This window comes from Leifsonia sp. Y878, from assembly GCF_057669685.1.
Genome location: NZ_JBYHFS010000002.1, coordinates 208,222 through 234,293, shown reverse-complemented (window position 1 = coordinate 234,293; position 26,072 = coordinate 208,222). Strand labels below are relative to the sequence as shown.

Below are 26,072 nucleotides of genomic sequence, written 5' to 3'. Positions count from 1 at the left end.
ATAAGTTCGGGCCGCGCACTATCTCGTTCTGGCCAGGGCCGCACCGGCTTCGCGCAGGTAGGTGAGCGGATCATTCATCGCCGCAGCCGCGCTCCCCGCACGCACCGTGAGGGACTCAGCCGCCGCGAAGCCCACCGTTGCAGGGTCGACGTCAGGGGCGATCGATCCCGCGACGAGCAGCGTGGAGACACCGTGCTCGCGAGCCAATCCCGCCACGTAGCCTGGCACCTTTCCAGAGACCGACTGGGCATCGAACCGGCCCTCCCCCGTGATCACAACGGATGCCGCCGCCACCGCATCCGGCACACCGAGCGCCTCCCCGACGGCCGCTGAACCCGGCGCGATCCGTGCGCCCCAGGCCAGCAGTCCGAAGCCGGTGCCGCCAGCCGCACCGCTGCCCGGCGTGTTCGGGTCTACCCTGATCAACCGCACAAGCCGCCGCAGATTCGATTCGAGGCCGGCGACCTGGGCGGGATTCGCACCCTTCTGCGGACCGAAGACTGCCGCTGCACCGAATTCGCCGAGCAGCGGATTGGTGACATCGCTGAGGATTATGGCCCCGCCAGGCGGCAGGGCACGCAGCGATTCCAGCCGCACCTTCGCGAGGCTCCCGAGCCCCCGGTTGCCCAGCCGAATCGGCCGGTTGCCGGTGTCGAGCATCGATGCGCCGATGGCCGCGAGCGCGCCGGCTCCGGCATCCGTCGATGAACTGCCGCCGATGGCGAGGAGCAGTCGCTCAACACCGTGGTCCAGGGCATCGGCGATGGCCTGGCCGAAGCCGAGGGTGTGCGCGTTCAGCGGGTCAGGCGCGTCGAGCAGGGTGATGCCGCTGGTGTTTGCGAGCTCAACGACGGCAGTGCCGTTCGGCAGCAGTAACCAGTGCGCCGAGACAGGCCTGTTGTCAGGACCCTGCACGACAACCGGCATCCGCTTCGCACCAGGCACTGCGCATTCGAACGCGTCGAGGGTGCCTTCTCCGCCGTCTGCCATAGGCAGCAGCTGCAGGTTGTCCCCCGGTCGAACCGATGACCATCCGGCGGCAATCGCTCTGGCGGCGTCCGCGGCACTCGCCGATCCCTTGAATGAATCCGGCGCAATCACGACGTTCATCGACACCGCGTTCCCCCTGCCCTCGCTGGATTCGACCCTAGCGCCGAGCCGGTCACGTCCCCGAGATATTTCAGCCTGCGCCGGTAGGCTCGCCCGGATGACTTCTTTAGCCGCAGCCTCACGCCGACTGCTCATTGGTGGCCTCGCCGTCATGCTCGCAGCACTACTCGCCATCACAGGAGTGGGGGGCATGGCATTGGCCGCACCCAGCTCCGGTCGAGACACCGACCGTACTGCCGACCGAAACACCGACGAGTTCGACCCCGGCTTCATCATCAGCGACTACAACTTCTTCAATGCGGATGCCATGAGCGAGCCAGAGGTCCAGTCCTTCCTCGACGAGCGGAACTGTCGCCCGAAAGACGCATCGCCGTGCCTGTGGGAGTATCGCGAGAACACGAGCGACCAGCCGGCCGAAGCTGCCGGCCACTGCACCGCATACCTCGGCGCACCGCACGAGCGCGCCAGCCGCATCATCGCGAAGGTGGCTGAGGCCTGCCAGATCAGCCCTGAGGTACTGCTCGTGCTCGTGCAAAAAGAGCAGTCGCTCCTCACTCGTCCGAGTGAGTCCGGCTACCTGCGCGCGACGGGCTACGGCTGCCCTGACACGGCGGACTGCGACGCAGAATACTTCGGCTTCTTCAACCAGGTTTATAACGCTGCGTGGCAGTTCCGCCAGTACACGCAGGAGCCGGAGCGCACCTATGCAATCGGGTCGGTCGACATCGGCTTCAATCCGGATGCCGCCTGCGGGGCAACCACAATTGACATCCAGAACCAGGCAACGGCCAACCTGTACAACTACACGCCGTACCAGCCGAACTCCGCTGCACTGGTCGACATTGACGCGGGCGACGCGTGCTCAGCCTACGGAAACCTCAACTTCTGGCTGATGTACAACCGGTGGTTCGGCGACTCGGAGAGCGCGCCGTTCCCCGACATCTTCGACGAGTGCCTCAACCTGGTCGGTGGCCGACGCTGCCTGCCGCCCACGCTGTTGCCCAGCGCGTAGCCAGCAGCCAGCCAGCGCGCAGAGCCAGCAGCCAGCAGGCCACTGAAACGCCACAGCAGGGCAGCGCGGCACAGCTGGCTCCCAGCATCCCCATAGGCGTGACACAGCAGTATTCTTTAGCGTCAACACAGACCTGACCCTGACGAAACGGTGGTGCTTTCGATGAACGCCAACGCCCCTGGCAAACCGCAGCCCTCGAAGAAAAACCGTCGAGAAGAGGCGCGTGACACCGCCAGGCAGATGCGCGCAGAGCAGCAGAAGCGCCAGAAGCGCAACAAGCTGTTGATCCGCAGCGGCATTGGTGTCGGGGTTCTTGCCGTTGCCGTGATCGTCGCTCTTGTCATCGTGAACCAGCCGCGCGCGGCATCCGCTGGGCCCCTCAATATGGCCAGCGACGGAATCCTGCTGACCGGTGACGGCACCACCATCACCGCAACGGAGACCACCGCAGTGCCGATCGACTCGACGCCGTCGCCCACTGACCAGACCGCCCTCGACGCCACGGCCAACATCACCATGTACGTCGACTACCTGTGCCCCTATTGCGAACAGTTCGAGCAAGCGAATATGGGACAGATTGAGAGCTGGGTCGAGTCTGGCCAGGCCACGCTTGAAATCCACCCGCTGTCGATCCTCGATTCCAATTCCGCCGGCAGTAAGTACTCGACCCGCTCAGCAAACGTGGTGGCGTGCGTCGCGAACTACGACCCAGACAACGTTCTCGCGGTACACAAGGCCCTCTTCGAGCAGCAGCCGGCTGAAGGCACGACAGGGCTGAGCAACGTTGAACTGGTTGAGCTCGTGAAGAGCGCAGGCGTGACGGATGAAGACGTCGCGTCATGCATCAACGACCAGACGTACTCCAACTGGGTCGGCACTGCGACCGATCGCGCGCTGGCCGGTCCGCTCGCCAACGCTGACATCGCACAGGTCACGGGGACTCCGACGGTGATCGTGAACGGTGTGGCATACACCGGCGCACTTGACGATGCCACGGCGTTCCAGAAATTCGTGCTCGAGCAGGCCAGCGCGGCGAGCACGGGCACGCAGTAGCCGGACTCAAGGGGTCGGGGTGCGCCGCGGCAGTGTCATCACGACCCGCGCTATCGCCAGGGCAATGAAGAGCTGCCCGGTCAGCACCTCAACAATTGCCAGCGTCTGACCCAGTTGAGTTGCGGGCACCAGGTTCCCGTACCCGGTCGTGGTCATTGACGTGAACGAGAAGAAGAGCGCGGTCGCGAGACTGGTGGGGGTTCCCACCCCGAGCAAGTCGCTGTAAAGGCCGATCAGCGTGTACGCGAAGGTGAAGAACATGCCGATCAGCACGTACGCGCAAATGATGGCGAGGAGTGACTGCGCGTCGACCGCTGTGCGCTTCGACTGATGACGGACGATGGCCGCCGGAGCCAGGCCATAAAGAACCAGAGAGCCGGCGGTCATGACGGTTTCGGTGAGCGTTCCTTCGAACCCGAAGATCCAGGCCACCACAGTCGCGCCGGCGCACACCAACACCAGAATCGTGCCGACCCGGCTGACGCGCGGCGACAAGTCGGTGGCGTGGAAAATCGCCCACAGGGTGGCGAGCTGCACGAGAAGCGCGAACGGGCTTGGCTCCGGCCTCGTCTGCCACGCGCACAAGAGGTATGCGATCCCGATGAAGAGCAAAACCGTGCCGTACCCAGGGTGAAAGAATCGATCCCGGCCGAACAGGTGGCGCGGTTGCGGCGTTGAATCTGGAGTCGAATCAACCGCCATGCTTCAGCCTCCCCGGCCTGCTCCCACTCGCTGACGCACAGGCTACTCCCGGGCGGCCACGGGTGGCCACAGTTCTCTGCCGGCATGACGGCGGGCACTGCCGACTCCACCCGTGCAGGGCTAGGGTGGCTAGGTGACCGAGGCAACGCACATCCCCATAGACCAGCACTCCCACGTGGCACTCGCGGCCAAAGAACTTGACCTTCGGCTGGTAGACACCGCAGACTCCGCTGCCGTCACGGCCTGGCTCCTGGCCGATGCACGCGGCTTCCACGGCGCCGATCCGAGCACGGAGTATCTGGCCAGCAGGGCCAGGGAACTCGGCGAGGGTGATGACAGGGTCACGGGGGTCTGGGATCTCTCCCTGCCCGAGAGTGCGCTTCCGGTGGCCACCGTCTGGTCATGGCAGATGGGACTCACCGTGCCGGGTGGCAACACCCTGAGCGCCTGGGCAATCAGCTCAGTCACGGTCTCCCCCACGCATCGCCGGAAGGGCATCGCCCGCGCACTTCTCACCAGCGAGCTCCGCACGGCGCAGGCCGCGGGAAGCGCGATGGCCATGCTGACCGTCACCGAAGCCACAATCTACGGCCGCTACGGATTCGGCCCTGCTGCCTGGCAGGCCCCGTACACGATCGACACCAGCGGCCTCCGCTGGATCGGCCCTGTGCCAGAGGGACGCGTGGAATTCATCACGCCAAACGACCTGCTCAGCATCGCCCCAGCCGTCTACGAGCGCGCCAGGGTCCGCGTTCCCGGCGAGGCCGATCGCCGTAACGATACGTGGACGCGCATCCTGGGCATCGCCCACCAGTCACCGAGCGATGACAAGCGCGACCTGAGGGCCGTCATCTACCGCAACGCTGACACAGACGTTCAGGGCTTCGCCGTGTACCGTTTCGAGGGCCACGAGGAGAATTCACACCTTGAGCTCATCGACCTCATCGCAGAGTCGGACGATGCGTACTCGGCGTTGTGGCGCTACCTGATTGAGATGGACCTCATCCGGAAGATCTCGGCGCCCAGGCGCAACGTGGCGGAACCCGTCATCTGGCAGGTCAATAACCCTCGCGCCATTCGCAAGACCGACGAGCGCGACCAGCTCTGGCTGCGCATCCTCGACGTGCCGCGGGTACTGGCCGCCCGCGCCTATTCCGCTCCGGGCATATTCGTACTCACGGTGCACGACGAGCTGGGCTTTGCCGATGGCGAGTACGTGCTCGAGATCGCGCCGACCGGCCACGGCACGGTCACCCTGCTCAAGCACTCCACCGTGCACCTGCAAGCGGATGTCGCCACTGTCACCCTCTCCGTCAACGACCTGGCGTCGCTCTACCTTGGCGGCGCGAGCGCCGTTGCCCTCGCCAGATCTGGCCGCCTCGACGGCCTGAGTTCGAACGCGGCCGAAGCGCTGGATCGCTCGTTCACCTCTGCCGACAGCCCGCATCTCAGCACCTGGTTCTAGCCGAACTGCACAACCGCGCGGTCGGGAGTCATGGGCTGAAAAAATGCAGTGAGAAGGATTCACAAATTTGTGAAATCGGCGTATTCTCACCGGCATGAACACAATCATTGAGACCAGGGCGCTCACGAAGCACTTTGGCCGCGTACGCGCTCTCGATGGCCTTGACCTCTCCGTCAGCGCGGGCGACGTGCACGGATTCCTCGGACCCAACGGCGCCGGAAAATCGACAACCATCCGCATCCTGCTTGGCTTGGCCAGGCCGACCGGCGGAACGGTGACACTCTTCGGACAGGATCCGTGGAACGACGCGGTCGATCTGCATCGCCGCATCGCCTCTGTTCCCGGCGACGTCAACCTGTGGCCCAACCTGTCGGGCGGCGAGGCGATCGACCTCATCAGCCGCCTGCGCGGCGGCACCAGAGACCGCGAGCTGTACGCCAGTCGCAAGGCGCGACTCCTTGAGGTATTTCGGTTCGACCCCACGAAGAAGGGGCGCTCGTATTCGAAGGGCAATCGCCAGAAAGTGGCGCTGATTGCCGCCTTTGCGACACCCGCTGAGCTCTACATCCTCGACGAGCCGACGAGCGGCCTCGACCCGCTGATGGAGGCGGTCTTCAACCAGGAGATTCGACGCGCGGCAGACGATGGTGCGACGGTGCTGCTGTCGAGCCACATCCTGTCTGAGGTCGAGCAGCTGTGTGATCGCGTCAGCATCATTCGCGACGGCCGGTGCGTGCAAACCGGCACGCTCGCCGAGTTGCGCAGTCTCACGCGCACCGAGATCTCGTTCGCTGAGGCCGGCCTCACCCCAGAGCAGCTGCGTCCCCTCGCCGCCCAGTTCGACCTGAGCATGACCGCGGGGCGCGTGCACTTCACCGTCGAGAGCGAGCGAGTGTCAGCCGTTCTTCCGGCGCTTGCCGAGTTGGGTGTCACCGGTCTCACGATCGCGCCGCCGTCGCTGGAGGAGTTGTTCCTGCAGCAGTACGCCGTCCAGCCAGAGAGCGATCTCTCCGCAGCGGGGGCGCATCGGAAATGAGTACGTTGACAATCCTGCTTCGGCAGCGCATCCGTCGTGATCGGATCCAGCTTGCGATCTGGATCCTCGGCATCGGACTGCTCGCATTGTTTTCAGCGTCGGCCGTTGAACGGACGTACGGCGATGCGGCCGGCCGTGAGGGCATCATCCGCTTGGCTGTGGCGAACCCCGCAATCCTCATGCTGCGCGGACAACCACAGGGGGCGAGCCTTGACGCCGTGGTGTTCTTTCAGATCTTCACATTCCTGGCGCTGATGGCCGGGTTCATGAGCACCTTCCTCGCCGTGCGTCATAGCCGCGCTGAGGAGGAGAGCCTCCGTGCAGAGCTGATTGCCGCGACGCCAGCAGCCCGCACCCTGCCGACGGTGGCCACGCTCATCCATGGCGTGCTGGCGAACATCGTGCTCGGCGTCGTGGTGGCGCTGGCGTTCATCGCGGGTGGCCTTGAGCCGGGCGGATCCGTCGTGGTCGGCTGCGCCATCGCGCTGGTCGGCATCGCGTTCCTCGCGATCGGCCTGCTCTCTGCGCAGTTCATGCGCACCTCACGAGGGGCGAACGGACTCGCGGCGTCCATCGTCGGGGCGGCCTATATCCTGCGCGGCCTCGGCGATGCGCTGGGCACGCCATCGTCGGACGGGCTGCACATGGTCAGCGCCTGGCCGAGCTGGTTGTCGCCGATCGGATGGGGGCAGCAGACCGCTCCGTTCACAGCATCTACGCTGGCTCCCCTGCTGCTGTGCCTGGCCGTTGCGGTCGTCTGCACGGCAATCGTGTTCGCGCTGCAGGCTCGCAGGGACAGCGGGGCCAGCTTGCTACCGGCATCCGTTGGTCGGGCCTCTGCACGAGCCGGCCTCTCCGGCTCGTTCAGCCTGGCGTGGCGACTGCAGTGGCCGACGATCCTCGGCTGGTGCCTCGGAGCCGCGGCGACGGGTTTACTGGCGGGGTCGCTGGCCAAGCTGGTCGTCGCCGCCACAGAAGCGGATGCCACGTTGGGCACGGCCGTGCACAGCATCGTGCCTGGCGCCGGTGGCACGGCAGAGCAGGTGCTCATCTCAGCACTGTTCAGCCTGGTTGGCGTGCTGGCCGCGGCCTGCGCGACGCAGGTGATCATTCGCATGCACCAGGAGGAAAGTGCTGGCCTGGCGGCCGAAGTGTTGGCGACACCTGTGGCTCGGCTGCGCTGGTTCGGTGACTACGTGGTGCTCGGCACCGTGTCGGTGGTGATCGTGCTCGTGGTCGCTGCCGTGTTCTCCGGCGTCGGCGCACTCGCGTCTGGGGACGACGTTCAGGTGATCGGCGACTCGTTCGCCGCCGCAGCCGCTCAGTTGCCGGCGGCTCTCGTCTATCTCGGTGTCCTGTCGCTGATCTTCGTCGCGGCGCCCGGGGTCACGCTCGCCCTCGGCTGGGTATTGCTCGGCCTCGGCGGATTCCTCGGCATCTTCGGCGGGCTCGTCGGCTTGCCGGAATGGGCCCGCGATCTCTCGCCGTTCACCCACACCCCGCTCGTCGTCGGAACGGACACCGACTGGTCGGGCGGACTCTGGATGCTCGCGGTGGCAGTCATCGCCCTGGTTCTGGCAGTCGTCGGGATGCGGCGGCGCGATATCCGCTCGACGTAGTAATCCAGTGGCTGAACCTTCATCAACCCGAACTCACGAAAGGACCAACGGATGCCGCGAGATGACCGAGCACTGACCGCAAGCCTGGAGAAGTCGGCAGCGGTGCTGACCTCTGCGGGGTTTCCGCGGATGCCGGCCAGGGTGCTGATGGCGCTGATGGGGGCGGAGGCCGGAGGGTTGACCGCTGTCGACCTGGGTGACCGGCTGAGTGTGAGCGCTGCGGCTATCTCGGGGGCGGTGCGTTATTTGCAGGACATCGGTCTCATCCATCGCATCGCGCAGTCCGGGAGTCGGCGTGATCGGTACGAGCTTCCAGAGGATGCCTGGTACGCCGCACTCATGACCAAGAATCCGGTCTACGAGACCTTGGCTACCCTGGCGGATTCGGCCGTTGTCGCCCTCGACGATCGGTCATCGACGGAGGCTGCGCGGTTGGCCGACATGGCCAGGTTCTATCGGTTCCTCAGTGAGCGGATGCCACTGCTCATCGAGGAGTGGGAGACGTTGCGCAGCGAGGGGGCTGGTGTCGGGACTGTGGTGAGCTGAGGCTGCAGGTTCGTTTGTTGCAGAGGTTGCGGTTTCGTCAGAAGGCGGGGCTACGAATTTGGATTCGTTTATTGCGTGCCTGTGGCCATGTCGTCGACTCCAGCGATCTGTGCCGTCCTGTCCTCCTTTTGAAACCACAGCAGCTCCTCCACAGGCGCGTGTTGTCTCGGTCTGTCCACAGATTGCCCCAATCTAGAGGATAAACTTTCGGTACTTGGGATGATTATGGTATGCGAAATTCGATCACAATTCTTACCCTGGATGCCTTCTCGGCGACCAGGGCCGGGATCGATCCCGGTGCCCGGGCGGCCGATTCGCCGGTAGCGGTAGCAACACGGGCAGCGACTCGGGTCGCTGGTCTGTCGGCGGTGACGACATGACTCTGCTCACCGAGGATCCGCCTCCGACCGAACCCGCCGAGCTGCCTCCCCTCGTGGCAATCGCCGAGGCTCGTGAAGCGTTCGCCACAGCCCTGGCCAGGCTCTCGCACTCCCAGCTCTCCGACGAGGACGCGATCGCGGCCAGCTGCGAGATCGAAGCCGTCGGCCGCCTCAGCGATGGGGCCCGCGTCAGCTCCGCCGCCGACATCGAACACCGCTCGGAGAAATGGCTCGGCAAAGACTCCCTGGCCCGGAAGCTCGGCTGTAGCGATGGAACCGGGCTGCTCACCCTGATCACCCGGGCCTCCCGGCAAGACGTGACCCGCCGGCTCAAGCTCAGCGCCCAACTGATGCCCCGCCACGACCTGACCATGGTGCTGCCGCCGCTGTTCCCGGCTGTCGCCGACGCACTCGCCGCCGGGGACCTCGGACTGGAGGCTGCCGAGGCCATCGTGACCGGGCTGAACAGCATCCGCGCCCGCGTCGACCCGGCTGACCTGCACGGCGCAGAAGCAGCCTTGGTCGCCGCCGCTACCGGCGCAGTTACCGCAGAGACTGCTGACCTGCCGAACGCGGGATTCGCGTTCGACACGGACTGCATCAAGGGACAGGTCCAGGTGTGGATTGCCCGCCTCGATCCGGACGGCGCAGCCCCCTCCGATGACAACCACGAGGCGCGCAGCAGCTTCGGCTTCGGCCGGCTCAAGAACGGCCTCTACCCGCTCCGCGGCGGCGTCACCCCAGATCTCCGCGGTGTCATGGACGGCATCTTCAACACCTACCTCTCAGCCCATACCGACGCCCCGGGCAATGCCGGACCCGCCTACGACGCCAGGCACGGCATCACTGACGCGGGCACGGGCACTGGCGCGGGTGCGAGTAATAGCGAACCGGGAATGGGGGAGCCCGCCGGCCACGCATCTGGTCCCGCGTTCCCGTCCGCCGCCGAACAGGCCGCGGAAGCCGCGGCCGACGCGGAACGGCAGGCCCGGATCGATGCCGGCGAGGTCATCCCCGGCGCCGAACTTGGGTTTGATGACCGATCAGGGGCCGAGAAACGCGCCGACATCCTCCGCGCCGTCTTCGACCACACCGCCCGCGACCCACACACCCCGACGATGGGCGGCGCGGCCCCGACGGTAATGGTGCACGTGAACGCCGCCGACCTCGCCGCAAACCTTGCCGCAGAGCGCGGCGATGACAACAGCGATGGCCGCAGGGTCGGCGTCGGCTGGATCGACGGCATCGACGCCCCGATCTCGATGCGCACCGTGAAGCAACTCATCTGCGCCGGCGGCTCCCAAACCATCGTCCTCGGAGCCCGCAACGAAGTCCTCCACCTCGGAACCACCGAACGCTTCTTCAGTAGGGCACAACGCAGAGCCATGGCCGCCCGCGACGGCGGCTGCGCAATCCCGGGCTGCACCGTCCCACCGGCCTGGACCGAAGCCCACCACGTCATCCCCTGGTACCTCGGCGGCAAAACAGACATCGACAACGGAGTTCTCCTCTGCTGGTACCACCACCACAGCATCGACACCTCTGGCTGGCAGATCCGCATGGTCAACGGAGCCCCAGAGATCAAGGCCCCAGCCTGGCTCGACCCCGACAGACGATGGCACCCCGGCGGACAACACCGCGCAACACCGAGTCGGCGTCGCCGCAGCTGAACTCGCAGCCGCTGAACTCGCAGAAGCGACAGGGCAGCAGGGTTGGTCAGCAGGGTTGGTCAGCAGGGTTGGTCAGCAGGGTTGGTCAGCAGGGTTGAGCTGCAGCGTTGAGCTGCAGCGTTGAGCCGCAGCGTTGAGCCGCAGCGTTGGGCTGCAGGGCCGGGCAGTATCCAGCCGATTGCGATGCCTTCCAGCCAACCGCGAGAGTGCCCGGCCATGTCAACCCCCTTGAAATGCCGTTTCACCAGTGCAAACGTGAACCAGAAGAGTGAAAACTGATGATGCGAATGCCTGCCATCACTGCCTGCCATCACTGCTGAGGCGATGACGAGGCGACGACATCACCGACGACAGGGGTTGAGCACGATGTCAATATTCCTCACTATCATCATCGTCGTGGCCGTGATCCTGGCCATAACAGGCGGCCTGGTGCAATCGCTGAGCTTTCTCCTGTGGATCGGAATTGTGCTCGCCGTGATCGCCATCGTCGCCTGGTTGATTCGTGCAATCAGCGGACGCAACTCGACCTAGGTCAACGTAGATAGGAGACAGCCGATGCCCCGGAGCAAGAATCCCAGCCTCAAGGACCCAGGGCTCTACGACAAGCTCCGCGACGAGGGCGCCTCGGCTGAGAAGGCTGCCCGCATCTCCAACGCCGCTGCCAAAGAGGGCCGCTCCGAGATCGGGCGAAAAGGTGGGCAATCCGGCGACTACGACGACTGGACAGTCGAACGCCTGCGAGGCAGAGCAAAGGAGCTCGGCATCACCGGCTATTCCGGCAAACGGAAGAGTGAACTCATCGACCTGCTGCGAAACCACTAATCGCAAACCTGAAGCGGATGCGACGGGCGGGCCAGGTCGCTCAGCGTCCGGTACCGCGGATGCGGCGCGACAGCTCAGCGGCAACCTCGGCGACCTGCGCGGCGAGCTCCGGCCACCGCGCAGGCTCGATCGAGTCCCGAGGGAATGTGATCGCAATTCCCGCCGCCGGCCATCCGACATGGTCCTGCACCGACACGGCAACGGATGCGAAATTCTCCGTCACCTCGCCATCCTCCGTTGCGAAGCCGTCCTCTGTCACCTTCTGCAGCACGCGCTTGAGTTCGGCGTAGCTGTGCGGCGGTCGGCCATTGCGATCGACGAATGCGGCGGCATCCGGATAGAGCGCCCGCAGCTGCGCCGGCGGCAGCGTCGCCAGCATCGCTCTCCCGCTCGCGGTGAGGTGTCCGGGGAGTCGGATGCCGACATCCGTCACCAAGCGCGGCCGCCGTGGCGCACGTTCCTCGGCAATGTAGAGCACGTCGCGCCCGTGCAGCACGGCCAGGTGCCCCGACTCGCCGATCCGGTCAACGAGCCCGGCGAGGAGCGGCTGACCGATGCGACTGAGCGGCTCCTGATGGGAGAAGCCACTGCTGAGCTCGAACGCCGCGACACCGAGGCCATAGCGTCTGGCCTCCGGAATGTGCAGCACAAAACCGTGCTCCTGCAGCACGGCAAGCAGGTGATAGATCGTGGAGCGCGGGATGCCGAGGGCGCTCGCGATCACCGCGGCCGGCACCGGGCCGCGCTGGGTAGACAGGAAACGCAGGATGCGCAGGGTCTGGTCTGCGGCCGGCACCTTGACGGCATGGCCGGAACGCGTGGACCGCTCTAGATCCATGTCAGTCCCGCGTCCATCTGAGCCGCATCCATGTCAGTCCCTCCGGCATCCGGTCTGTGATCCCAGACACATCGTATGCGCATGCTCTGGTGCCATCCGGCAGACCCTCGGCATGCTGGGCACAGGAACACAAGCCAAGGAGTACGAATGTCAGAACCCCGCATCGTGCGCGCCGCCCGCGGCACGACACTCACCGCGAAGAGCTGGCAAACCGAAGGCCCCTTGCGCATGCTCATGAACAACCTCGACCCCGAGGTCGCCGAACACCCGGAGAGCCTCGTCGTCTACGGCGGCACAGGCAAAGCCGCCCGCAACTGGGAGGCATACGACGCCATCGTTCGCACGCTGGAAACCCTCGACAGCGACGAGACCCTGCTCGTGCAGTCCGGCAAGCCGGTTGGCGTTTTCCGCACCCACGAGTGGGCACCCCGCGTGCTGATCGCGAACTCCAACCTCGTCGGCGACTGGGCCACCTGGCCCGAATTCCGCCGACTTGAGGCGCTTGGCCTCACCATGTACGGCCAGATGACCGCCGGATCCTGGATCTACATCGGCACCCAGGGCATCCTGCAGGGCACCTATGAAACCTTCGCCGCCGTCGCAGCCAAGCTGGCGGGCAAGGGTGGCAGCGGGAGCGGCAGCACCGCCTCCCTCGCCGGAACCCTCACCCTCACGGGCGGCGCCGGCGGCATGGGCGGCGCACAACCGCTCGCCGTGACCATGAACGAGGGAGTCGTGCTCATCGTCGACGTCGACGAGACCCGCCTCACACGCCGCGTCGAGCACGGCTACCTCGACGAGATGACCCACGACATCGACGACGCCATTGCCCGCGTGTTGGCCGCCAAAGCCGAGCGCCGGCCGCTGTCGGTGGGCCTGGTCGGCAACGCGGCATCCGTTTTCACCGAGTTGCTTGAACGACAGGTCCCGATCGACATCGTGACCGACCAGACCAGCGCACACGACCCACTCTCCTACCTGCCGGAGGGCGTCAGCGTGGCCGAATGGCACGACTACGCCGCCGCCAAGCCGGAGGAATTCACCGACAGGGCCCGCACGAGCATGGCCAAGCAGGTCGCAGCCATGGTGGGGTTCCAGGATGCCGGCGCAGAGGTCTTCGACTACGGCAACTCGATCCGCGCCGAAGCCGTGCTCGGTGGCTTCGATCGGGCCTTCGAGTTCCCTGGATTCGTCCCCGCCTACATTCGCCCGCTCTTCGCCGAGGGCAAAGGGCCATTCCGCTGGGCAGCGCTCTCGGGCGACCCGGCCGATATCGCAGCGACCGACAAGGCAATCGTCGAGCTCTTCCCGCACGACGAGCACCTGCGCCGCTGGATCACCGCCGCCGGAGAGAAGGTGCACTTCGAGGGCCTGCCTGCGCGCATCTGCTGGCTCGGCTACAAGGAACGCCACCTGGCCGGCCTCAAGTTCAACGAGATGGTCGCCTCCGGCGAGCTGTCGGCGCCACTTGTCATCGGCCGCGACCACCTCGACTCCGGTTCGGTCGCCTCGCCCTATCGCGAAACGGAAGCCATGGCAGACGGCTCAGACGCCATCGCAGACTGGCCGCTCCTGAACGCACTGCTGAACACCGCTTCAGGGGCCACGTGGGTGTCGATCCACCACGGCGGCGGAGTCGGAATCGGTCGCAGCATCCACGCGGGACAGGTCATCGTGGCCGACGGCACTCCCCTGGCCGCCGAGAAGATCGAACGCGTGCTCACCAACGATCCGGGCACCGGGGTAATGCGTCACGTCGACGCCGGCTACGAACGCGCGGCAGAGGTGGCCCGCGAACGCGGCCTGCGCGTGCCGATGTGGGAATCCTGATCCGGCTGCCATGACACCTGCCATGACACCTGCCACAGCATCCGCCCTGCTCCTCACCGACATCGGCCTCCTCGTCACGAATGACCCTGCCAGCGGCTCTGGCCGGACCGGCGAGATCACGGATGCCGCACTGCTGGTCGAGAACGGCATCGTCACCTGGGTGGGCCCCGCCGCCGCCATCCGCTCCGACGCCAGCGCCGCGATCTCGCCGGAAACGCTCGCCAGCGCCGAGGTCACCAGCGCACACGGCGCGTGCGTGATCCCCGGCTTCGTGGACAGCCACACCCATCTGGTGTTCGGCGGCGATCGGGCCGCCGAGTTCGAGGCACGTATGTCCGGCCAGGCATATGAGGCGGGCGGCATCCGCTCGACTGTCGCGGCCACCCGCGCCGCCACTGATGCCGAACTGCTGACCCGCCTGCATGGCTTCGTGGACGAGCTGCTCGAGCAGGGCAGCACCACCGTGGAGATCAAGAGTGGCTACGGATTGTCCGTCGCCGATGAGGCTCGACTGGTTCGTCTGGCGTCGATGGTCACCGACGAGGCCACGTTCCTCGGCGCGCACGTCGTGCCCGCCGAGTATGCGGGGCGCCCAGATGACTACGTCGACCTGGTGGTCGGCGAGATGCTCGACGCCTGCGCACCGCACTCGAAGTGGATCGATGTCTTCTGCGAAACGGGTGCCTTCACCGTTGACCAGAGCCGGCGCGTGCTGGAGGCCGGCATCAGGGCCGGCCTCCAGCCCCGCGTGCATGCCAGCCAGCTGGGGCCGGGCGGCGGAGTGCAACTCGCTGTTGAGTGCGGGGCGGCATCCGTTGACCATTGCACGTACCTGACCGATGCCGACGTGGCAGCGCTGGCCGGCTCTGACACTGTGGCCACGCTGCTGCCCGGCGTCGAGTTTTCGACCAGGCAGCCGTACCCCGATGGCCGCCGATTGATTGATGCCGGCGTCACTGTTGCGCTGGCCAGCGACTGCAACCCGGGCTCAAGTTTCACGTCGTCGATGGCGTTCTGCATCGCGGTGGCCGTGCGCGACATGGGTATGACGCCGGCAGAAGCCATCTGGGCTGCAACGGCCGGCGGGGCCACGGCACTCCGGCGCACCGACGTTGGCCGACTCTCCCCCGGCTCTCGCGCCGACCTCGTCGAACTCACCGCGCCGAGCTACGTTCACCTCGCCTACCGGCCTGGCGTTCCGCTTGTCTCCCGGGTGTGGAAGGACGGCGAGCTGCGCTTCGAACGGCGCGGGTAGCAGGAAACGGCGGCGCTGCGGCCTGCGCAGGTCGAGCGCAGCCCACTCAGCTCTTCCCGCTCAGCTCTTCGCGTTCAGCGCAGCGCGATCCCCGCCGCCACCTCAAGCACGCACAGCGCTGTCAGTCGCACCGTTCGTCCGTCTGCGGCATCCGCTGTCGCATCGACCTCGGCCAGGTCAACGGACTCCACGCGTGCGTCGGCCCCTGCCGCCCTGGCCGCGACGCGCAGCTCGTACGCCGAGATGCCGCCGGGCACAGACGCCGGGCAGCCGGGCGCCACCGAGCGGTCGCACACGTCGACATCGAGGTCGACGTGAATCGGTCCGCCGCCTGCCCCCGCGATCTCCAGCGCTTCGGCGAACACGTCAGCCATCGGCCGCCGGTGCAGCTCATCGCGATGGACCACCGTGATGCCGTAGTCGCGCGCGCGTTCGGCGTACTCCCGCGAATTCACGAAGTCGGCGATCCCGATCTGCACGATGCGCCGCCCGTCGAGCCCCGCCTCAACCAATCGCCGCACAGGCGAGCCGTTGTTGATCCCGTCGCGTAGGTCGTAGTGGGCATCGAGCGTGATGAGCCCAGCGCTCGGCAGCCGCGCGCCCCAGGTGCCGAGTGCCGCAGAGACCGTCACCGAGTTGTCGCCGCCGATGGCGACCACCACGTCCGACCAGGCCGCAGCCTCTCCGACGGCCTTTCTGGCCCTCGCCTCCCCGGCCTCCCCATCTGGGTCGTGCACGTTCCCGAAATCCACGATGGTGAGATCGTCGATCGAACGGATGCCGCCCCGATGCCCGCGGTCAGCCATGATCGCGCCTGAATAGCGTGGCAGCACCGCGCGAACGGCATCCGGCGTTGCACCGGCATTCGTCGGAGAGAGCGAAGTGCGCCAGGCCGGCAGGCCGATCAGCGCGAGGTCGATGTGTGCGCCGGCCGGCACGTCAGACGGCGATGGCCAGTTGCCCGTTCGCGGCCAGCGCGCATCGGTTGGCAGCGCGGGGGCGGCCGGAGCGGGCGGACGGTTCGGCTGCGCTGGCGTGGTCACAGCACCGACGCTAGCCGAGCGGATGCCACAGCAACAGGCATCCGCTCACCGCGATGTCTGGCGCACCAGACGTCGCAGGTGCCTCCTCGCGTGGCAACCCTTGAACCGCCAACGGGCCGCGAGTACGTTGAGTGCACGCCAACCCGTGGGGGTGTGAGATGGCAAATCCCGATTTCTCTCTGCTGAGCCAGCGCATCGACGGAGAACTCATCCGCCCTGGCCAACCGAGATACACCGAGGCCAGACGGGTGTGGAACGGTCTGATCGACCGGCATCCGTCTGCCATCCTTCGGTGCGCATCCACCTCAGACGTGAGCCAGGGAATCGCGTTCGCGACGGCGAACAGTTTTCCCGTCGCCGTGCGCGGCGGCGCCCACAGCGTTGCCGGCTACGGCACCGTCGACGGCGGCGTGGTTATCGACCTCGCCGCCATGAACGAGGTTCACGTCGATGCCGACAATCGCACGGTGACCGTTGGCGGCGGCGCAACCTGGGGCCAGGTGGATGCCGCAACCCAGCAATTCGGTCTTGCCGTGCCAGGAGGGGTCTTTTCCCGCACGGGCGTCGGCGGACTCACCCTGGGCGGCGGCTACGGCTGGATCCGCAACAAGTACGGACTCAGCTGCGCCAGCCTGCTCGGTGCCGAGCTTGTCACCGCCGATTCCGCCGTGGTGACCACCCACCAGGCGCATCACCCCGATCTGCTCTGGGCGCTCCGCGGCGGCGGCGGGAACGTCGGTGTCGTCACCCGTTTCATCCTTCGGCTGCATCCGGTCGGGCCAGACGTCTTTTTCCTCTCCGTGATGCACGATGCCCGCGGAGATGGCGGCGTTCGCGGGCTCAAGGCGTTCCGTGAATTCTGTGCTCGAGCCCCGGATGAGATCGGCCTGGCTGCCTCCCTCGGCGTTGTCCCCGCTGACGCAGAGGGCTTCTCGGCCGAGATGACCGGCATCCCATTCATCGGCTTCGCCGGGGTTTTCGTGGGCGATCCGGTCATCGGTGAACGGCTGCTCCAGCCGCTCCGTGAGTTCGGCACCCCGCTGCGTGATGCCTCAGCGGTCATGCCGTACACCGAGGTGCAGCAGGTCTTCGACGACGACTACCCGGAGGGAGACCGCTACTACTGGAAATCCCTGCACGTGAATCGCCTCGACGACGCGGCACTCGGCCTGCTTGCCCAGGCTGGCGCGAACACCGTGTCAGACCTCAGCACGATCGATGTGATGCATCTCTCTGGGGCGGCCCGCCGACCGATCGACGGCGCACTGCCGGCAACGCCGGCATCGTTTCTGGTCAACGCCGAGGCGAACTGGACCGAATCGCGCGCTGATGCCGCAAACATCGCCTGGGCTCGCGCACTGGTCGACGCGCTCCACCCGTTCTCGACCGGCAGTGGCTATCTGAACTTCGCCGGCCTGCAGGAGGAAGGCGATGAACTCATCCGCTCATCGTTCGGGCCGAACTATGCGCGTCTGACGCGAATCAAAACCGAGTGGGACCCGCACAACGTCTTCCGGCTCAACCAGAACGTGCCGCCGAGCCCGCGGCACAGATGATCCTCCTCAACCGACGCAGAAACGGGGAGAGCGTCGGTCGAGGAGAGCTGGGTCAGCGCGCGACAGACGCCGCGAACCAGGTCGTGATGGTTGTCGGGTGCGTGATCGCGGTGCCAACGACCACAGCGAACGCTCCGGCGTCGATGCATGCGGATGCCTGGGCCGGCGTGTGCACGCGGCCCTCGGCGATCACCGGGATCGGCAGGGCGGCGGCAAGTTCCCGCAACACCTCGAGGTCTGGCCCATCGGTCTTCGGACGCTCGCCCGTATAGCCGCAGAGGGTCGTACCGACACAGTCGGCTCCGGCCTCATAGGCGGCGATTCCGTCTGCCACCGAGCCGACATCCGCCATGACAAGCGCGGTCGTCTCCGCGTGCAGGCGGGCGATGGTCTCGGCCAGGGTCAGCCCGTCAGGTCGCGGACGGCGGGTGCCGTCGATCGCGACGATCTCGGCGCCGGCGGCGACGACGGCCAGCGCGTGCTCCAGCGTCGGGGTGATGAACACGGGGTCGTCCCCGTCTTTCCACAGGCCGATCTGTGGCAGCGAGACACGCTCGTGAATCAAGCGGATGTCGTCAATCCCCTGCGCGCGGATTCCCACGGCACCGCCACGCACGGCAGCCTCCGCGATCTGCGTCATGGTCTCCGGGTGGCGCATGGGCTCATCCGGGTAGGCCTGGCACGAGACGATGAGGCCGCCTTCGAGGGCGGCGAGGTTCTGCAGAGTCATTCGGAAAGTCCATTCACGATGGTGAGGGGTGCGGCAACGACGGGGTAGACATCCGCTGCCGTGATAAGTGAAGCGGCACCGACGATCGCCGAGTCAGCGCCCAGCGCTGTCGGCACGATGCGGCAGTCGGCAAGGAGCCCCATGGCTTCGGCGCGTGCGTTGTCCACGACCACATCCCACCAGCGCGGGCCTGCGGCTGCAAGACCGCCGCCGACGATGACGACGTCGGGGTCGAGGCTGTTGATGAGGCCGCCGATCACGCGGCCCAGTGCCGTTGCCGCGATGGTGATGACATCCGCGGCCACCGCGTTGCCTGCGTCAGCCCTGGCGAAGACGTCGCGGGTGTCTGTGACGGGACCGGCAACGGTTCCGCCGCCCCGACGGATGTACGCCTCAAGGATGGCCGGGCCGGATGCGATGGCTTCGAGATGGCCGACCCCTCCGCACGAGCAGGCGATGCCGATTGCTTCCTCGGCCGGAACATGGCCGTAGTGGCCTGCCGCACCATGGCGGCCGGACTGCAACACGCCGTCCACGATGAGCGCGCCGCCGATCCCGGTGCCTGCGGCGATGACGAGCACCGTGCGCTCACCGCGCCCCGCACCCAGGATCGCCTCGCCGATGGCGTGCGCGTGCACGTCGTTGACGGTGGCGACCGGCATGCCAAGTCGGCGTTCGATCTCGTCTCCGAGCAGCGTGCCTGCCCAGCCGGGCAGCGAGTTCGTCGCTGCCCGCACAGAGCGGCTGACCGGGTCGATCACGCCGGCCGCACCAATTCCGCAGCCGGCGATTGCGGCGCCGGGTGCGGAATCGATGAGACTCGATGCGAGATCGACGATCGTCTGCAGCACGGCCTCAGCACCGGATGCCGCAGGCGTTGGAGCCGACACCCGACGGATGACGGTGCCGGCCATATCGACGAGTCCTGCCGCCGTCTTGGTCCCGCCGAGATCGACGCCGATTGTGAAGGTCATCGCACCAAGAGGCCCGCGCGGTCGACGATCGACTGGATGCGCTCGACGGTCTCGCCGGTGAGGGCGGGAACGGGAGGCGACATGCGGTTCGTCGAGATGATGCCCTGGTGAGCAAGGGCGGTCTTGAACGCGCCGAGGCCCGCTGCTTCGCCGCTGACGCCGGACGCCTGGAAGACGATCTCGAACAGCTCTGCCAGCTCATCCTGGATGCGACGCACGGCATCCCAGTCGCCAGCCTTCGACGCGGCGAAGAGGTCGACGTAGCGCTTCGGGTCGACGTTGCCGAGGCCGGGGACAACGCCGTCTGCGCCGAGGAGCAGAGCACCGTCAACGACGAGTTCGTGGCCGGTGAACACGACAAGCGGGCTGCCGGCTGCGCGGTTCGCCATGACGAGGCGGCGGAATCCGACGTCGTCGCCGCTGGAATCCTTGACACCCGCGATGACGCCCTCGGTGCCGAGGCGCACGAGCATCTCGTGACCGAGCTTGTTGTGCACGCGCACCGGAACGTCGTACGCGAAGATCGGCAGCACGGTCGAGGCCGCGATCAGGCGGAAGTGCGCCTCGATCTCCGCCTGGTTCGGCAGCGTGTAGAACGGAGCCGTCGCAACGATAGCGTCGACGCCGGCTTCTTCGGCCAGGCGGATCTGGCCGATGACGCGGGCGGGGGTCATGTCGTTGACGCCGGCCATGATCTTGACGCGGCCGGCGGCGATGCGCACGCTCTCGCGCATGATGACAACGCGGTCGGCGTCGGACAGGAATGCGACCTCGCCTGAGGAGCCCAGCACGAAGAGACCGTCAACGCCGCCGTCAATGAGGTGGTTGACGAGACGCTCGAAGGATACGAGATCGATGGCGCCGTCGGCCGTGAGTGGCGTGACTACGGGTGGGACGACTCCGCCGAAAGTGGGTGCAGACATGGAATTTAGCTCCTGAGTTCTGTTAGTTATGGACGAGAAGGCTGGGGGCCGCACCGAGAAGCGTGCGGGTGTATGGATCGGTCGGGTTCGAGAAGACCTGCTCGGCAGGGCCTTCTTCAACGACGCGACCTGACTTCATGACGACAATGCGATCAGACACATAACGCACCGTCTGGATGTCGTGGGAGATAAAGGCCATCCCGAGGTTGAGGCTCGTCTTCAGATCGCTCAACAAGTTGAGGATCTGGGCTCGAACCGACACATCAAGCGCACTTGTCGGTTCGTCGGCGACGATGATGTCGGGGTCGAGGGCGAGCGCCCTGGCGATGGCAACGCGCTGGCGCTGTCCGCCGGACACCTGGCCGGGAAAGACCTCGCTCGTCGACGCCGGCAGCCCGACGAGGTGGAGCAGCTCCCGCACGCGGGACTCCCGCTGCGCCGGCGTACCGATACCGTGCACCTTGAGCGGGTCCATCAGCACGTCGTGCACCGTCATACGGGCGTTCAAGGCGGTGGACGGATCCTGGAAGATGATCGACACCGATTTGCCGTACGCCGTGGCAGTTGCGTGGTCGCGCTTGACGATGTTGTTGCCCTTGAACGACACGGTTCCGCTTGTCGGCGCCTGGAGGCCAACCATCACGCGGGCGAGGGTCGACTTTCCGCAGCCGGACTCCCCCACAATGCCGATGGTCTCGCCGCGGTTCAGCGTGAGGCTCACACTGTTGACGGCGTGAACCTTGTCGCGCTTGAACAGGGTGCCGGTGCGTGCGGTGTGGATGACGTGGATGTCGTCGAGCCGCAGGATCTCGCTGCTGGTGGTCATCGTGCGGTCTCCAGTTCTTCATCCGGTGCCAGGAGGGCATCGTCGTGGGTGGACACAAAGTGCACCGTCCCGGGGATCGCCCGAAGTTCTGGGCGTTCGGCTCGCACGGCATCGCCAGACAGCGACCGAGGGGCGAACCGGTCGCCGGTGGCAAAGTCACGCGGCGACGGCACGGTGCCCGGAATCTGGTGCAGGCGGGTCGCGCCGTCTTCGATCGACAACACGGAGCCGAGCAGGCCACGCGTGTACTCGTGGCGCGGGCTCGTCAGCAGCTGTGTCGTCGGCGCGGATTCCACCACCTGGCCTGCGTACATCACCGTGACGCGGTGAGCGAGCTCAGCGACCAGCGCGAGGTCGTGGCTGACGAACACCATGGCGAAGCCGAGCTTCTCGCGAAGGTCGTTGAGCAGGTCGATGACCTGCGCCTGCACCGTCACGTCGAGGGCCGTTGTCGGCTCGTCGGCGACGATGAGCTTCGGGTCGCGGGTGAGCGCCATGGCGATCAGCACGCGCTGGCGCTGTCCGCCAGACAACTCGTGCGGGTAGCTCTTCAGGGTGCGCTCCGGATCGAGGCCCACGAGTTCGAGCAATTCGACAGCGCTGCGGGTGCCGCCGCGCTTGATGAGCTGGCCGAGCTGGGTACGCACCAGCATCGACGGGTTGAGCGAGCTCAGGGCATCCTGGTAGACCATGGCCATCTCGTGTCCGAGGAGTGCCTGGCGTTCCTTCTTCGGCATGGTCAGCAGGTCGCGACCCTCGAAGAGGATCTGGCCCGTGATCTCTGCCGTGTCAGGCAGCAGACCCATGATGGCCAGGCTGGTGATGCTCTTGCCGCAGCCAGACTCGCCGACCAGCGCCATCGTTTCTTGTGGGCGAACCGAGAAGCTCACGTTGTCGACGACGGCGATGTCACCGTGTCGCTTCGGGAAGCGGATGCTGAGGTTCTTCACCTCGAGCAGCGGCGCAGCATCGCCGGTGTACACGAGGCGGTCGGTGCGGCTGAGCTCGATGGCTCGCAGCTGGGCCAGGTGCACCTCGAGTGGAACGGATGCCGCGGCGAGCTGCACCGGCGACACGGTCTCGTCGGTGGCGCTGTCGGCCAGAGACACGGCGGCGACGGCCTTGGAGTTCTTCGCGGCCGGCTTCACCAGCGCGTCGGTGAGGCCCTCGGCGAGGATGTTCAGCGACAGTACCGTGAACAGGATGAGCATGCCGGGGAAGAACGTTGCCCACCAGCCACCACTCAGCAGCAGGTTGCGGCCGGAGGAGATGATGTTGCCCCATGAGGGTGCTGGGTCCTGCACGCCGGCGCCGATGAAGGAGAGGCTGGCCTCGAAGACGATCGCGTCGGCCACGAGCACGGTGACGAACACCATGATGGGGGCTGCACAGTTGCGGGCGACGTGCCAGATGAGGATGTGCGGGAGCCTGGCACCCATCACGCGCTCTGCCGAGACATAGTCTTCGCCGAACTGCGCCATGACGTTGGCCCGCACGATGCGTGCGATCTGCGGAACGTAGAGGAACGCGATCGTGCAGATGAGGATCGGCAGGTCTTTACCGAAGACGGCAACGAAGACGATCGCCAGTGCGATACCGGGGAACGACATGATGATGTCGAGGATCCGCATGATGGTTTCGCTCACCCACCGTGAGGCGGTTGCCGCGATCGAGCCGATGATCGCTCCGGCGATCAGTGCAAGCGACGTCGCGCCGAGGCCGATGGCGAGCGAGTACCTGGCTCCATACAACAAGCGGGAGAAGATGTCGCGGCCATTGCGGTCGGTTCCGAACAGGTGCTCCCACGAGGGCGGCTGGGCCGGAATCCCCGATTTGAGCGGATCGAACGGGGCGATGAGTGAGGCGAAGATCGCCACGAGGACGATGAGGCAGAAGAAGGCAAGGGCAATCTTCGAGCCGATGGGCATGGCGCCGAAGCGCTGGGCAGGGACGCTCAAGCGGTCGCTGAGTGATCGACGCATCGTTACACCGTCCGAATTCGTGGGTTGATGAGCAGGTACAGCATGTCGACGATGATGTTGACGATCACGAATGCGAGAGCAACGGTCAGGGTCACGCCCTGCACCAGGTTGATGTCGTTGTTCGTCACGCCGTTGAGGATGAGCTTGCCCATTCCAGGCAGGTCGAAGATGACCTCGATGACGACGGCGCCACCGATGAGGTAGCCGACACGCAGGCCGAGCACCGTCACGGGGGTGATGAGCGCGTTCCGCAACACGTTGCGGCTCACGACGACGCTGCGCGGCAGGCCGCTGCCGATGGCGGTTCGCACGTAGTCGCGGTCAAGCTCTTCGACCATCGAGGTGCGCACAACACGGGTGAGGGATGCTGCGACGGGGATACCGAGGGAGATGGCCGGCAGGATCATGGTGCCGAACCATCCGCTGAACGAATCCGTGATGTTCACGTAGCCGCCGGTCGGGAACCAGCCGAGGCCCAGTGCGAAGTTCTGGATGAGCAGGATCGCGAGCCAGAAGGACGGCACGGCGATTCCGGCGATGGAGACCACGCGAATGATCTGGTCTGGCCAGCGGTCGCGGTACAGCGCTGCGGTCACACCAAGCGTGAGCGAGAGGATGACGGCGATCAGCAGGCCGAGGATGGTCAGCTGCACGGTCAGCGGGAAAGCTGAGCCGATGAGGGTGGTCACCTGGCTCGCCGGTGGAACGGTGACACCCAGGTTTCCCTGGACGAGGTTGGCCAGGAAGGTGACGTAACGAACGATGAGCGGATCGTTGAGGCCCGCGTCGTCGCGATACGCCTCACGGGCGGCCTCTGATGAGCTCTCACCAAGAGCGTTGATAGCCGGATCTCCCGGCGCGAGTTGCATAACGAAAAAGACGAGGGCTGTGATGCCCAGGATCATAATCGGGAGCACGGCGATTCGTCGGGCCATGAGCCTGAGAAGGGCGGTCACAATTGTCTCCTCAAAGAAGAAAAGAGGGGGCCGGCCACACAGCCGGCCCCCGTTTGGATTACTACGCGTACGATGCCGAGCGCCGCGTCAGGGGATTACTACGCCTGCGACGCCGGGCGCGACGTCAGGGGATTACTACGCCGTGCGTGCGACGTCGAGGAAGGACAGACCGGTGAACGACACCGGCGAGAAGCCGGAGACGGCATCCTCGTTCCAGGCGGTCGGCAGCTTCCTGTGCACGAGCGGGTAGACAGGGCATTCCTCAGCGATGAGGTTGAATGCCTTGCCCCACAGCTTCTTCTGCTCATCGGCGTCAGAGGTGGCCATCGCGTCGTCGAGGTAACCGGTCAGCGTCTTGAACTCAGCTGATTCGGCCCAGCGGTAACGCTTGGACGGCCAGACCGTCGCAGCGCCGTACCACCAGCGCAGCAGCAGGTCAGCGTCGTTGCCGAACACCGACGGATCGCCGGGAGCGACCATGACGGTGTAGTTGCCCTCGTCGACGATCTTGTACTGCGCGCCAGACTGGTTGCTGTCGATCGTGGTCGCAATGCCGGCGGCGTCAAGGTCTTCCTTGATCAGCGGCAGAACGTCCTTCACCCAGCTGGTGTCGGTCGCCAGCAGGGTGATCGACAGGCCGTCGACGCCGGCAGCGGCCAGCAGCTTCTTGGCCTTGGCCGGGTCGTACGTGTAGGTCGTCTTGGCCTTCTGGTACGACGGGTGCTCCTTCTGCAGGTAGCTGGTGGCTGCGGTGGCCTGGCCGAGCATGCCCGTGTTGATGAGCTTGTCGTAGTCGATCGCGTAGCGGAATGCCTGGCGAACGCGCTTGTCGTCGAACGGGGCGACAGAGGTGTTGAACATCATGAACAGCTGACCGAACGACTGCACTGACTCAACCTTGACGTCCTTCGACAGCGAGGCGACGTCGATGTACGGCACGTCTTCGATGGCCTGCACACGACCGGACTGCACGGCGGTGACGCGAGCAGCGGCATCCGAGAGCAGGTTCCAGGTCATCGCGGCGGCCGCGGCCGGACGTGAGCCGGTGTAGTCGTCGAAGCGCTCGAACGTGATCTTGTCGTCCTTGACGGCCGACAGCATCTTGTACGGGCCTGTACCGGTCGGCAGGGAGTCGAAGGCGACCTTGTCGGCTTCGACCAGCGCCTTGGGTACGACCTTGACGACGGAGATGCGCTCGAGGGCGAGGGCGGTCTCCTGCTTGAGCGTGATCTCGACTGTGGTCTCGTCGACCTTGGAGATCGACTCGATGAACGGCAGGAAGGTCAGGTACAGCGATGCGTTTGCAGGGTCGAGCACGCGCTGGAAGGAGAAGACGACGTCGTCTGCCGTTACCGGAGTGCCATCGTGGAAGACCGCGCCGTCGCGCAACGTTGCGGTGACGGTGTTTCCCTTGACGGTCGGGAGCTCGCCGGCCAGTGCCGCGTAAACCTCACGCGTGACGGGGTCGAGTTCGACGAGGCCTTCGAGTACGTGCCAGTTGGCGGCCACGGCAACAGCGCCGGTGGTCGTCATCGGGTCAAAGCCGGTGGAGAGCGCGTAGGAGATACCCGCCTCAATGGTGCCGTTCTTGTCAATGCTGGGGCCGGCGTCGCTGGGGGAAGCAACGTTGTTTGTCGACGCTGGGCCACTGCAGGCGGCAAGAGTTGCCACCAAACCCATAGCGCCTGCGGCCTGAAGGAAGACGCGACGGCTAGTCTTCCCCTGAAGTGCTTCTTGGAGCATC

At 66.0% G+C, this 26,072-nt stretch carries 23 protein-coding genes; 12 read left to right on the top strand and 11 right to left on the bottom strand.

Features of this window, described 5'->3' with window-relative positions:
• Positions 1-18 precede the first annotated feature (18 nt).
• Positions 19-1,110: a glycerate kinase gene (locus AC25Y4_RS07415; RefSeq protein ID WP_488119755.1), complete on the bottom strand. Its 1,092-nt coding sequence runs from the start codon at positions 1,108-1,110 to the stop codon at positions 19-21.
• A gap of 97 nt (positions 1,111-1,207) precedes the next feature.
• Here AC25Y4_RS07415 and AC25Y4_RS07410 point away from each other — a divergent pair, with 97 nt between their 5' ends.
• Both AC25Y4_RS07410 and AC25Y4_RS07405 read left to right on the top strand, forming a co-directional pair.
• Entirely contained in the window at positions 1,208-2,122 is a 915-nt protein-coding gene (locus AC25Y4_RS07410) for a hypothetical protein (protein ID WP_488119754.1), read from the top strand.
• 162 nt (positions 2,123-2,284) lie between these two features.
• Positions 2,285-3,175: a DsbA family protein gene (locus AC25Y4_RS07405; protein ID WP_488119753.1), complete on the top strand. Its 891-nt coding sequence runs from the start codon at positions 2,285-2,287 to the stop codon at positions 3,173-3,175.
• Between the two features lie 6 nt (positions 3,176-3,181).
• Here AC25Y4_RS07405 and AC25Y4_RS07400 read toward each other — a convergent pair whose 3' ends face one another.
• Positions 3,182-3,877: a potassium channel family protein gene (locus AC25Y4_RS07400; RefSeq protein ID WP_488119752.1), complete on the bottom strand. Its 696-nt coding sequence runs from the start codon at positions 3,875-3,877 to the stop codon at positions 3,182-3,184.
• Between the two features lie 133 nt (positions 3,878-4,010).
• Here AC25Y4_RS07400 and AC25Y4_RS07395 point away from each other — a divergent pair, with 133 nt between their 5' ends.
• From AC25Y4_RS07395 to AC25Y4_RS07365, 7 genes are all read left to right on the top strand, one after another.
• Positions 4,011-5,342 carry a GNAT family N-acetyltransferase gene (locus AC25Y4_RS07395; RefSeq protein ID WP_488119751.1) on the top strand — a complete coding sequence of 444 codons (1,332 nt, stop codon included), beginning with the start codon at positions 4,011-4,013 and terminating at the stop codon, positions 5,340-5,342.
• A gap of 94 nt (positions 5,343-5,436) precedes the next feature.
• Positions 5,437-6,378, top strand: coding sequence for an ABC transporter ATP-binding protein (locus tag AC25Y4_RS07390; RefSeq protein ID WP_488119750.1), 942 nt, complete (start codon positions 5,437-5,439; stop codon positions 6,376-6,378).
• Positions 6,375-7,997, top strand: coding sequence for an ABC transporter permease (locus AC25Y4_RS07385; RefSeq protein WP_488119749.1), 1,623 nt, complete (start codon positions 6,375-6,377; stop codon positions 7,995-7,997). The genes AC25Y4_RS07390 and AC25Y4_RS07385 overlap by 4 nt, the downstream gene beginning before the upstream one ends.
• Before the next feature lie 51 nt (positions 7,998-8,048).
• On the top strand, positions 8,049-8,543 hold the full coding sequence (locus AC25Y4_RS07380) for a GbsR/MarR family transcriptional regulator (RefSeq protein WP_488119748.1): 495 nt from the start codon (positions 8,049-8,051) through the stop codon (positions 8,541-8,543).
• A gap of 376 nt (positions 8,544-8,919) precedes the next feature.
• Entirely contained in the window at positions 8,920-10,593 is a 1,674-nt protein-coding gene (locus AC25Y4_RS07375) for an HNH endonuclease signature motif containing protein (RefSeq protein WP_488119747.1), read from the top strand.
• A gap of 366 nt (positions 10,594-10,959) precedes the next feature.
• Positions 10,960-11,124 carry a hypothetical protein gene (locus AC25Y4_RS07370; RefSeq protein ID WP_488119746.1) on the top strand — a complete coding sequence of 55 codons (165 nt, stop codon included), beginning with the start codon at positions 10,960-10,962 and terminating at the stop codon, positions 11,122-11,124.
• Between the two features lie 24 nt (positions 11,125-11,148).
• Positions 11,149-11,415, top strand: a complete 267-nt coding sequence (locus tag AC25Y4_RS07365; protein WP_488119745.1) for a DUF7218 family protein — start codon at positions 11,149-11,151, stop codon at positions 11,413-11,415.
• Between the two features lie 40 nt (positions 11,416-11,455).
• Here the strand turns inward: AC25Y4_RS07365 and AC25Y4_RS07360 are convergent, their stop codons facing one another.
• On the bottom strand, positions 11,456-12,253 hold the full coding sequence (locus tag AC25Y4_RS07360; protein WP_488119744.1) for an IclR family transcriptional regulator: 798 nt from the start codon (positions 12,251-12,253) through the stop codon (positions 11,456-11,458).
• Between the two features lie 147 nt (positions 12,254-12,400).
• Here AC25Y4_RS07360 and hutU point away from each other — a divergent pair, with 147 nt between their 5' ends.
• Positions 12,401-14,083: a urocanate hydratase gene (gene hutU / locus AC25Y4_RS07355; protein WP_488119743.1), complete on the top strand. Its 1,683-nt coding sequence runs from the start codon at positions 12,401-12,403 to the stop codon at positions 14,081-14,083.
• A gap of 22 nt (positions 14,084-14,105) precedes the next feature.
• Complete coding sequence (hutI, locus tag AC25Y4_RS07350) at positions 14,106-15,338, top strand: imidazolonepropionase (protein ID WP_488119742.1); 1,233 nt, start codon at positions 14,106-14,108, stop codon at positions 15,336-15,338.
• A 74-nt stretch (positions 15,339-15,412) separates the two neighbouring features.
• Here the strand turns inward: hutI and AC25Y4_RS07345 are convergent, their stop codons facing one another.
• Positions 15,413-16,381, bottom strand: a complete 969-nt coding sequence (locus AC25Y4_RS07345; protein ID WP_488119741.1) for an arginase family protein — start codon at positions 16,379-16,381, stop codon at positions 15,413-15,415.
• A 158-nt stretch (positions 16,382-16,539) separates the two neighbouring features.
• Here AC25Y4_RS07345 and AC25Y4_RS07340 point away from each other — a divergent pair, with 158 nt between their 5' ends.
• Positions 16,540-17,937: an FAD-binding oxidoreductase gene (locus tag AC25Y4_RS07340; protein WP_488119740.1), complete on the top strand. Its 1,398-nt coding sequence runs from the start codon at positions 16,540-16,542 to the stop codon at positions 17,935-17,937.
• Between the two features lie 52 nt (positions 17,938-17,989).
• On the opposite strand, the gene AC25Y4_RS07335 is transcribed toward AC25Y4_RS07340, so the two are convergent.
• The 7 genes from AC25Y4_RS07335 to AC25Y4_RS07305 all read right to left on the bottom strand — a co-directional run bounded on the left by AC25Y4_RS07335 (position 17,990) and on the right by AC25Y4_RS07305 (position 26,008).
• Positions 17,990-18,667 (bottom strand): N-acetylmannosamine-6-phosphate 2-epimerase, encoded by a 678-nt coding sequence (locus AC25Y4_RS07335; protein WP_488119739.1) that lies wholly within the window; start codon positions 18,665-18,667, stop codon positions 17,990-17,992.
• A complete protein-coding gene (locus AC25Y4_RS07330; protein WP_488119738.1) occupies positions 18,664-19,641 on the bottom strand; it encodes an ROK family protein in 978 nt (325 codons plus the stop codon). The genes AC25Y4_RS07335 and AC25Y4_RS07330 overlap by 4 nt, the downstream gene beginning before the upstream one ends.
• The gene (locus AC25Y4_RS07325; protein ID WP_488119737.1) at positions 19,638-20,564 is read right to left on the bottom strand and encodes a dihydrodipicolinate synthase family protein; all 927 of its coding nucleotides are present in this window, start codon (positions 20,562-20,564) and stop codon (positions 19,638-19,640) included. Before AC25Y4_RS07325 ends, AC25Y4_RS07330 begins: the two co-directional genes overlap by 4 nt.
• 22 nt (positions 20,565-20,586) lie before the next feature.
• Positions 20,587-21,390 carry an ABC transporter ATP-binding protein gene (locus tag AC25Y4_RS07320; protein WP_488119736.1) on the bottom strand — a complete coding sequence of 268 codons (804 nt, stop codon included), beginning with the start codon at positions 21,388-21,390 and terminating at the stop codon, positions 20,587-20,589.
• On the bottom strand, positions 21,387-23,372 hold the full coding sequence (locus tag AC25Y4_RS07315) for a dipeptide/oligopeptide/nickel ABC transporter permease/ATP-binding protein (RefSeq protein ID WP_488119735.1): 1,986 nt from the start codon (positions 23,370-23,372) through the stop codon (positions 21,387-21,389). The genes AC25Y4_RS07320 and AC25Y4_RS07315 overlap by 4 nt, the downstream gene beginning before the upstream one ends.
• Before the next feature lie 2 nt (positions 23,373-23,374).
• Positions 23,375-24,328, bottom strand: coding sequence for an ABC transporter permease (locus tag AC25Y4_RS07310; RefSeq protein WP_488119734.1), 954 nt, complete (start codon positions 24,326-24,328; stop codon positions 23,375-23,377).
• Between the two features lie 135 nt (positions 24,329-24,463).
• On the bottom strand, positions 24,464-26,008 hold the full coding sequence (locus AC25Y4_RS07305) for an ABC transporter substrate-binding protein (protein ID WP_488120444.1): 1,545 nt from the start codon (positions 26,006-26,008) through the stop codon (positions 24,464-24,466).
• Between the last annotated feature and the right edge of the window lie 64 nt (positions 26,009-26,072).

Bases quoted from the DNA above. Each gene is read 5' to 3' on its own strand.
- AC25Y4_RS07415 (WP_488119755.1), bottom strand. From the start codon at position 1,110: ATGAACGTCGTGATTGCGCCGGATTCATTCAAGGGATCGGCGAGTGCC.
- AC25Y4_RS07410 (WP_488119754.1), top strand. From the start codon at position 1,208: ATGACTTCTTTAGCCGCAGCCTCACGCCGACTGCTCATTGGTGGCCTC.
- AC25Y4_RS07405 (WP_488119753.1), top strand. From the start codon at position 2,285: ATGAACGCCAACGCCCCTGGCAAACCGCAGCCCTCGAAGAAAAACCGT.
- AC25Y4_RS07400 (WP_488119752.1), bottom strand. From the start codon at position 3,877: ATGGCGGTTGATTCGACTCCAGATTCAACGCCGCAACCGCGCCACCTG.
- AC25Y4_RS07390 (WP_488119750.1), top strand. From the start codon at position 5,437: ATGAACACAATCATTGAGACCAGGGCGCTCACGAAGCACTTTGGCCGC.
- AC25Y4_RS07385 (WP_488119749.1), top strand. From the start codon at position 6,375: ATGAGTACGTTGACAATCCTGCTTCGGCAGCGCATCCGTCGTGATCGG.
- AC25Y4_RS07380 (WP_488119748.1), top strand. From the start codon at position 8,049: ATGCCGCGAGATGACCGAGCACTGACCGCAAGCCTGGAGAAGTCGGCA.
- AC25Y4_RS07375 (WP_488119747.1), top strand. From the start codon at position 8,920: ATGACTCTGCTCACCGAGGATCCGCCTCCGACCGAACCCGCCGAGCTG.
- AC25Y4_RS07370 (WP_488119746.1), top strand. From the start codon at position 10,960: ATGTCAATATTCCTCACTATCATCATCGTCGTGGCCGTGATCCTGGCC.
- AC25Y4_RS07365 (WP_488119745.1), top strand. From the start codon at position 11,149: ATGCCCCGGAGCAAGAATCCCAGCCTCAAGGACCCAGGGCTCTACGAC.
- AC25Y4_RS07360 (WP_488119744.1), bottom strand. From the start codon at position 12,253: ATGGATCTAGAGCGGTCCACGCGTTCCGGCCATGCCGTCAAGGTGCCG.
- hutU (WP_488119743.1), top strand. From the start codon at position 12,401: ATGTCAGAACCCCGCATCGTGCGCGCCGCCCGCGGCACGACACTCACC.
- hutI (WP_488119742.1), top strand. From the start codon at position 14,106: ATGACACCTGCCACAGCATCCGCCCTGCTCCTCACCGACATCGGCCTC.
- AC25Y4_RS07340 (WP_488119740.1), top strand. From the start codon at position 16,540: ATGGCAAATCCCGATTTCTCTCTGCTGAGCCAGCGCATCGACGGAGAA.
- AC25Y4_RS07335 (WP_488119739.1), bottom strand. From the start codon at position 18,667: ATGACTCTGCAGAACCTCGCCGCCCTCGAAGGCGGCCTCATCGTCTCG.
- AC25Y4_RS07330 (WP_488119738.1), bottom strand. From the start codon at position 19,641: ATGACCTTCACAATCGGCGTCGATCTCGGCGGGACCAAGACGGCGGCA.
- AC25Y4_RS07325 (WP_488119737.1), bottom strand. From the start codon at position 20,564: ATGTCTGCACCCACTTTCGGCGGAGTCGTCCCACCCGTAGTCACGCCA.
- AC25Y4_RS07320 (WP_488119736.1), bottom strand. From the start codon at position 21,390: ATGACCACCAGCAGCGAGATCCTGCGGCTCGACGACATCCACGTCATC.
- AC25Y4_RS07315 (WP_488119735.1), bottom strand. From the start codon at position 23,372: ATGCGTCGATCACTCAGCGACCGCTTGAGCGTCCCTGCCCAGCGCTTC.
- AC25Y4_RS07305 (WP_488120444.1), bottom strand. From the start codon at position 26,008: ATGGGTTTGGTGGCAACTCTTGCCGCCTGCAGTGGCCCAGCGTCGACA.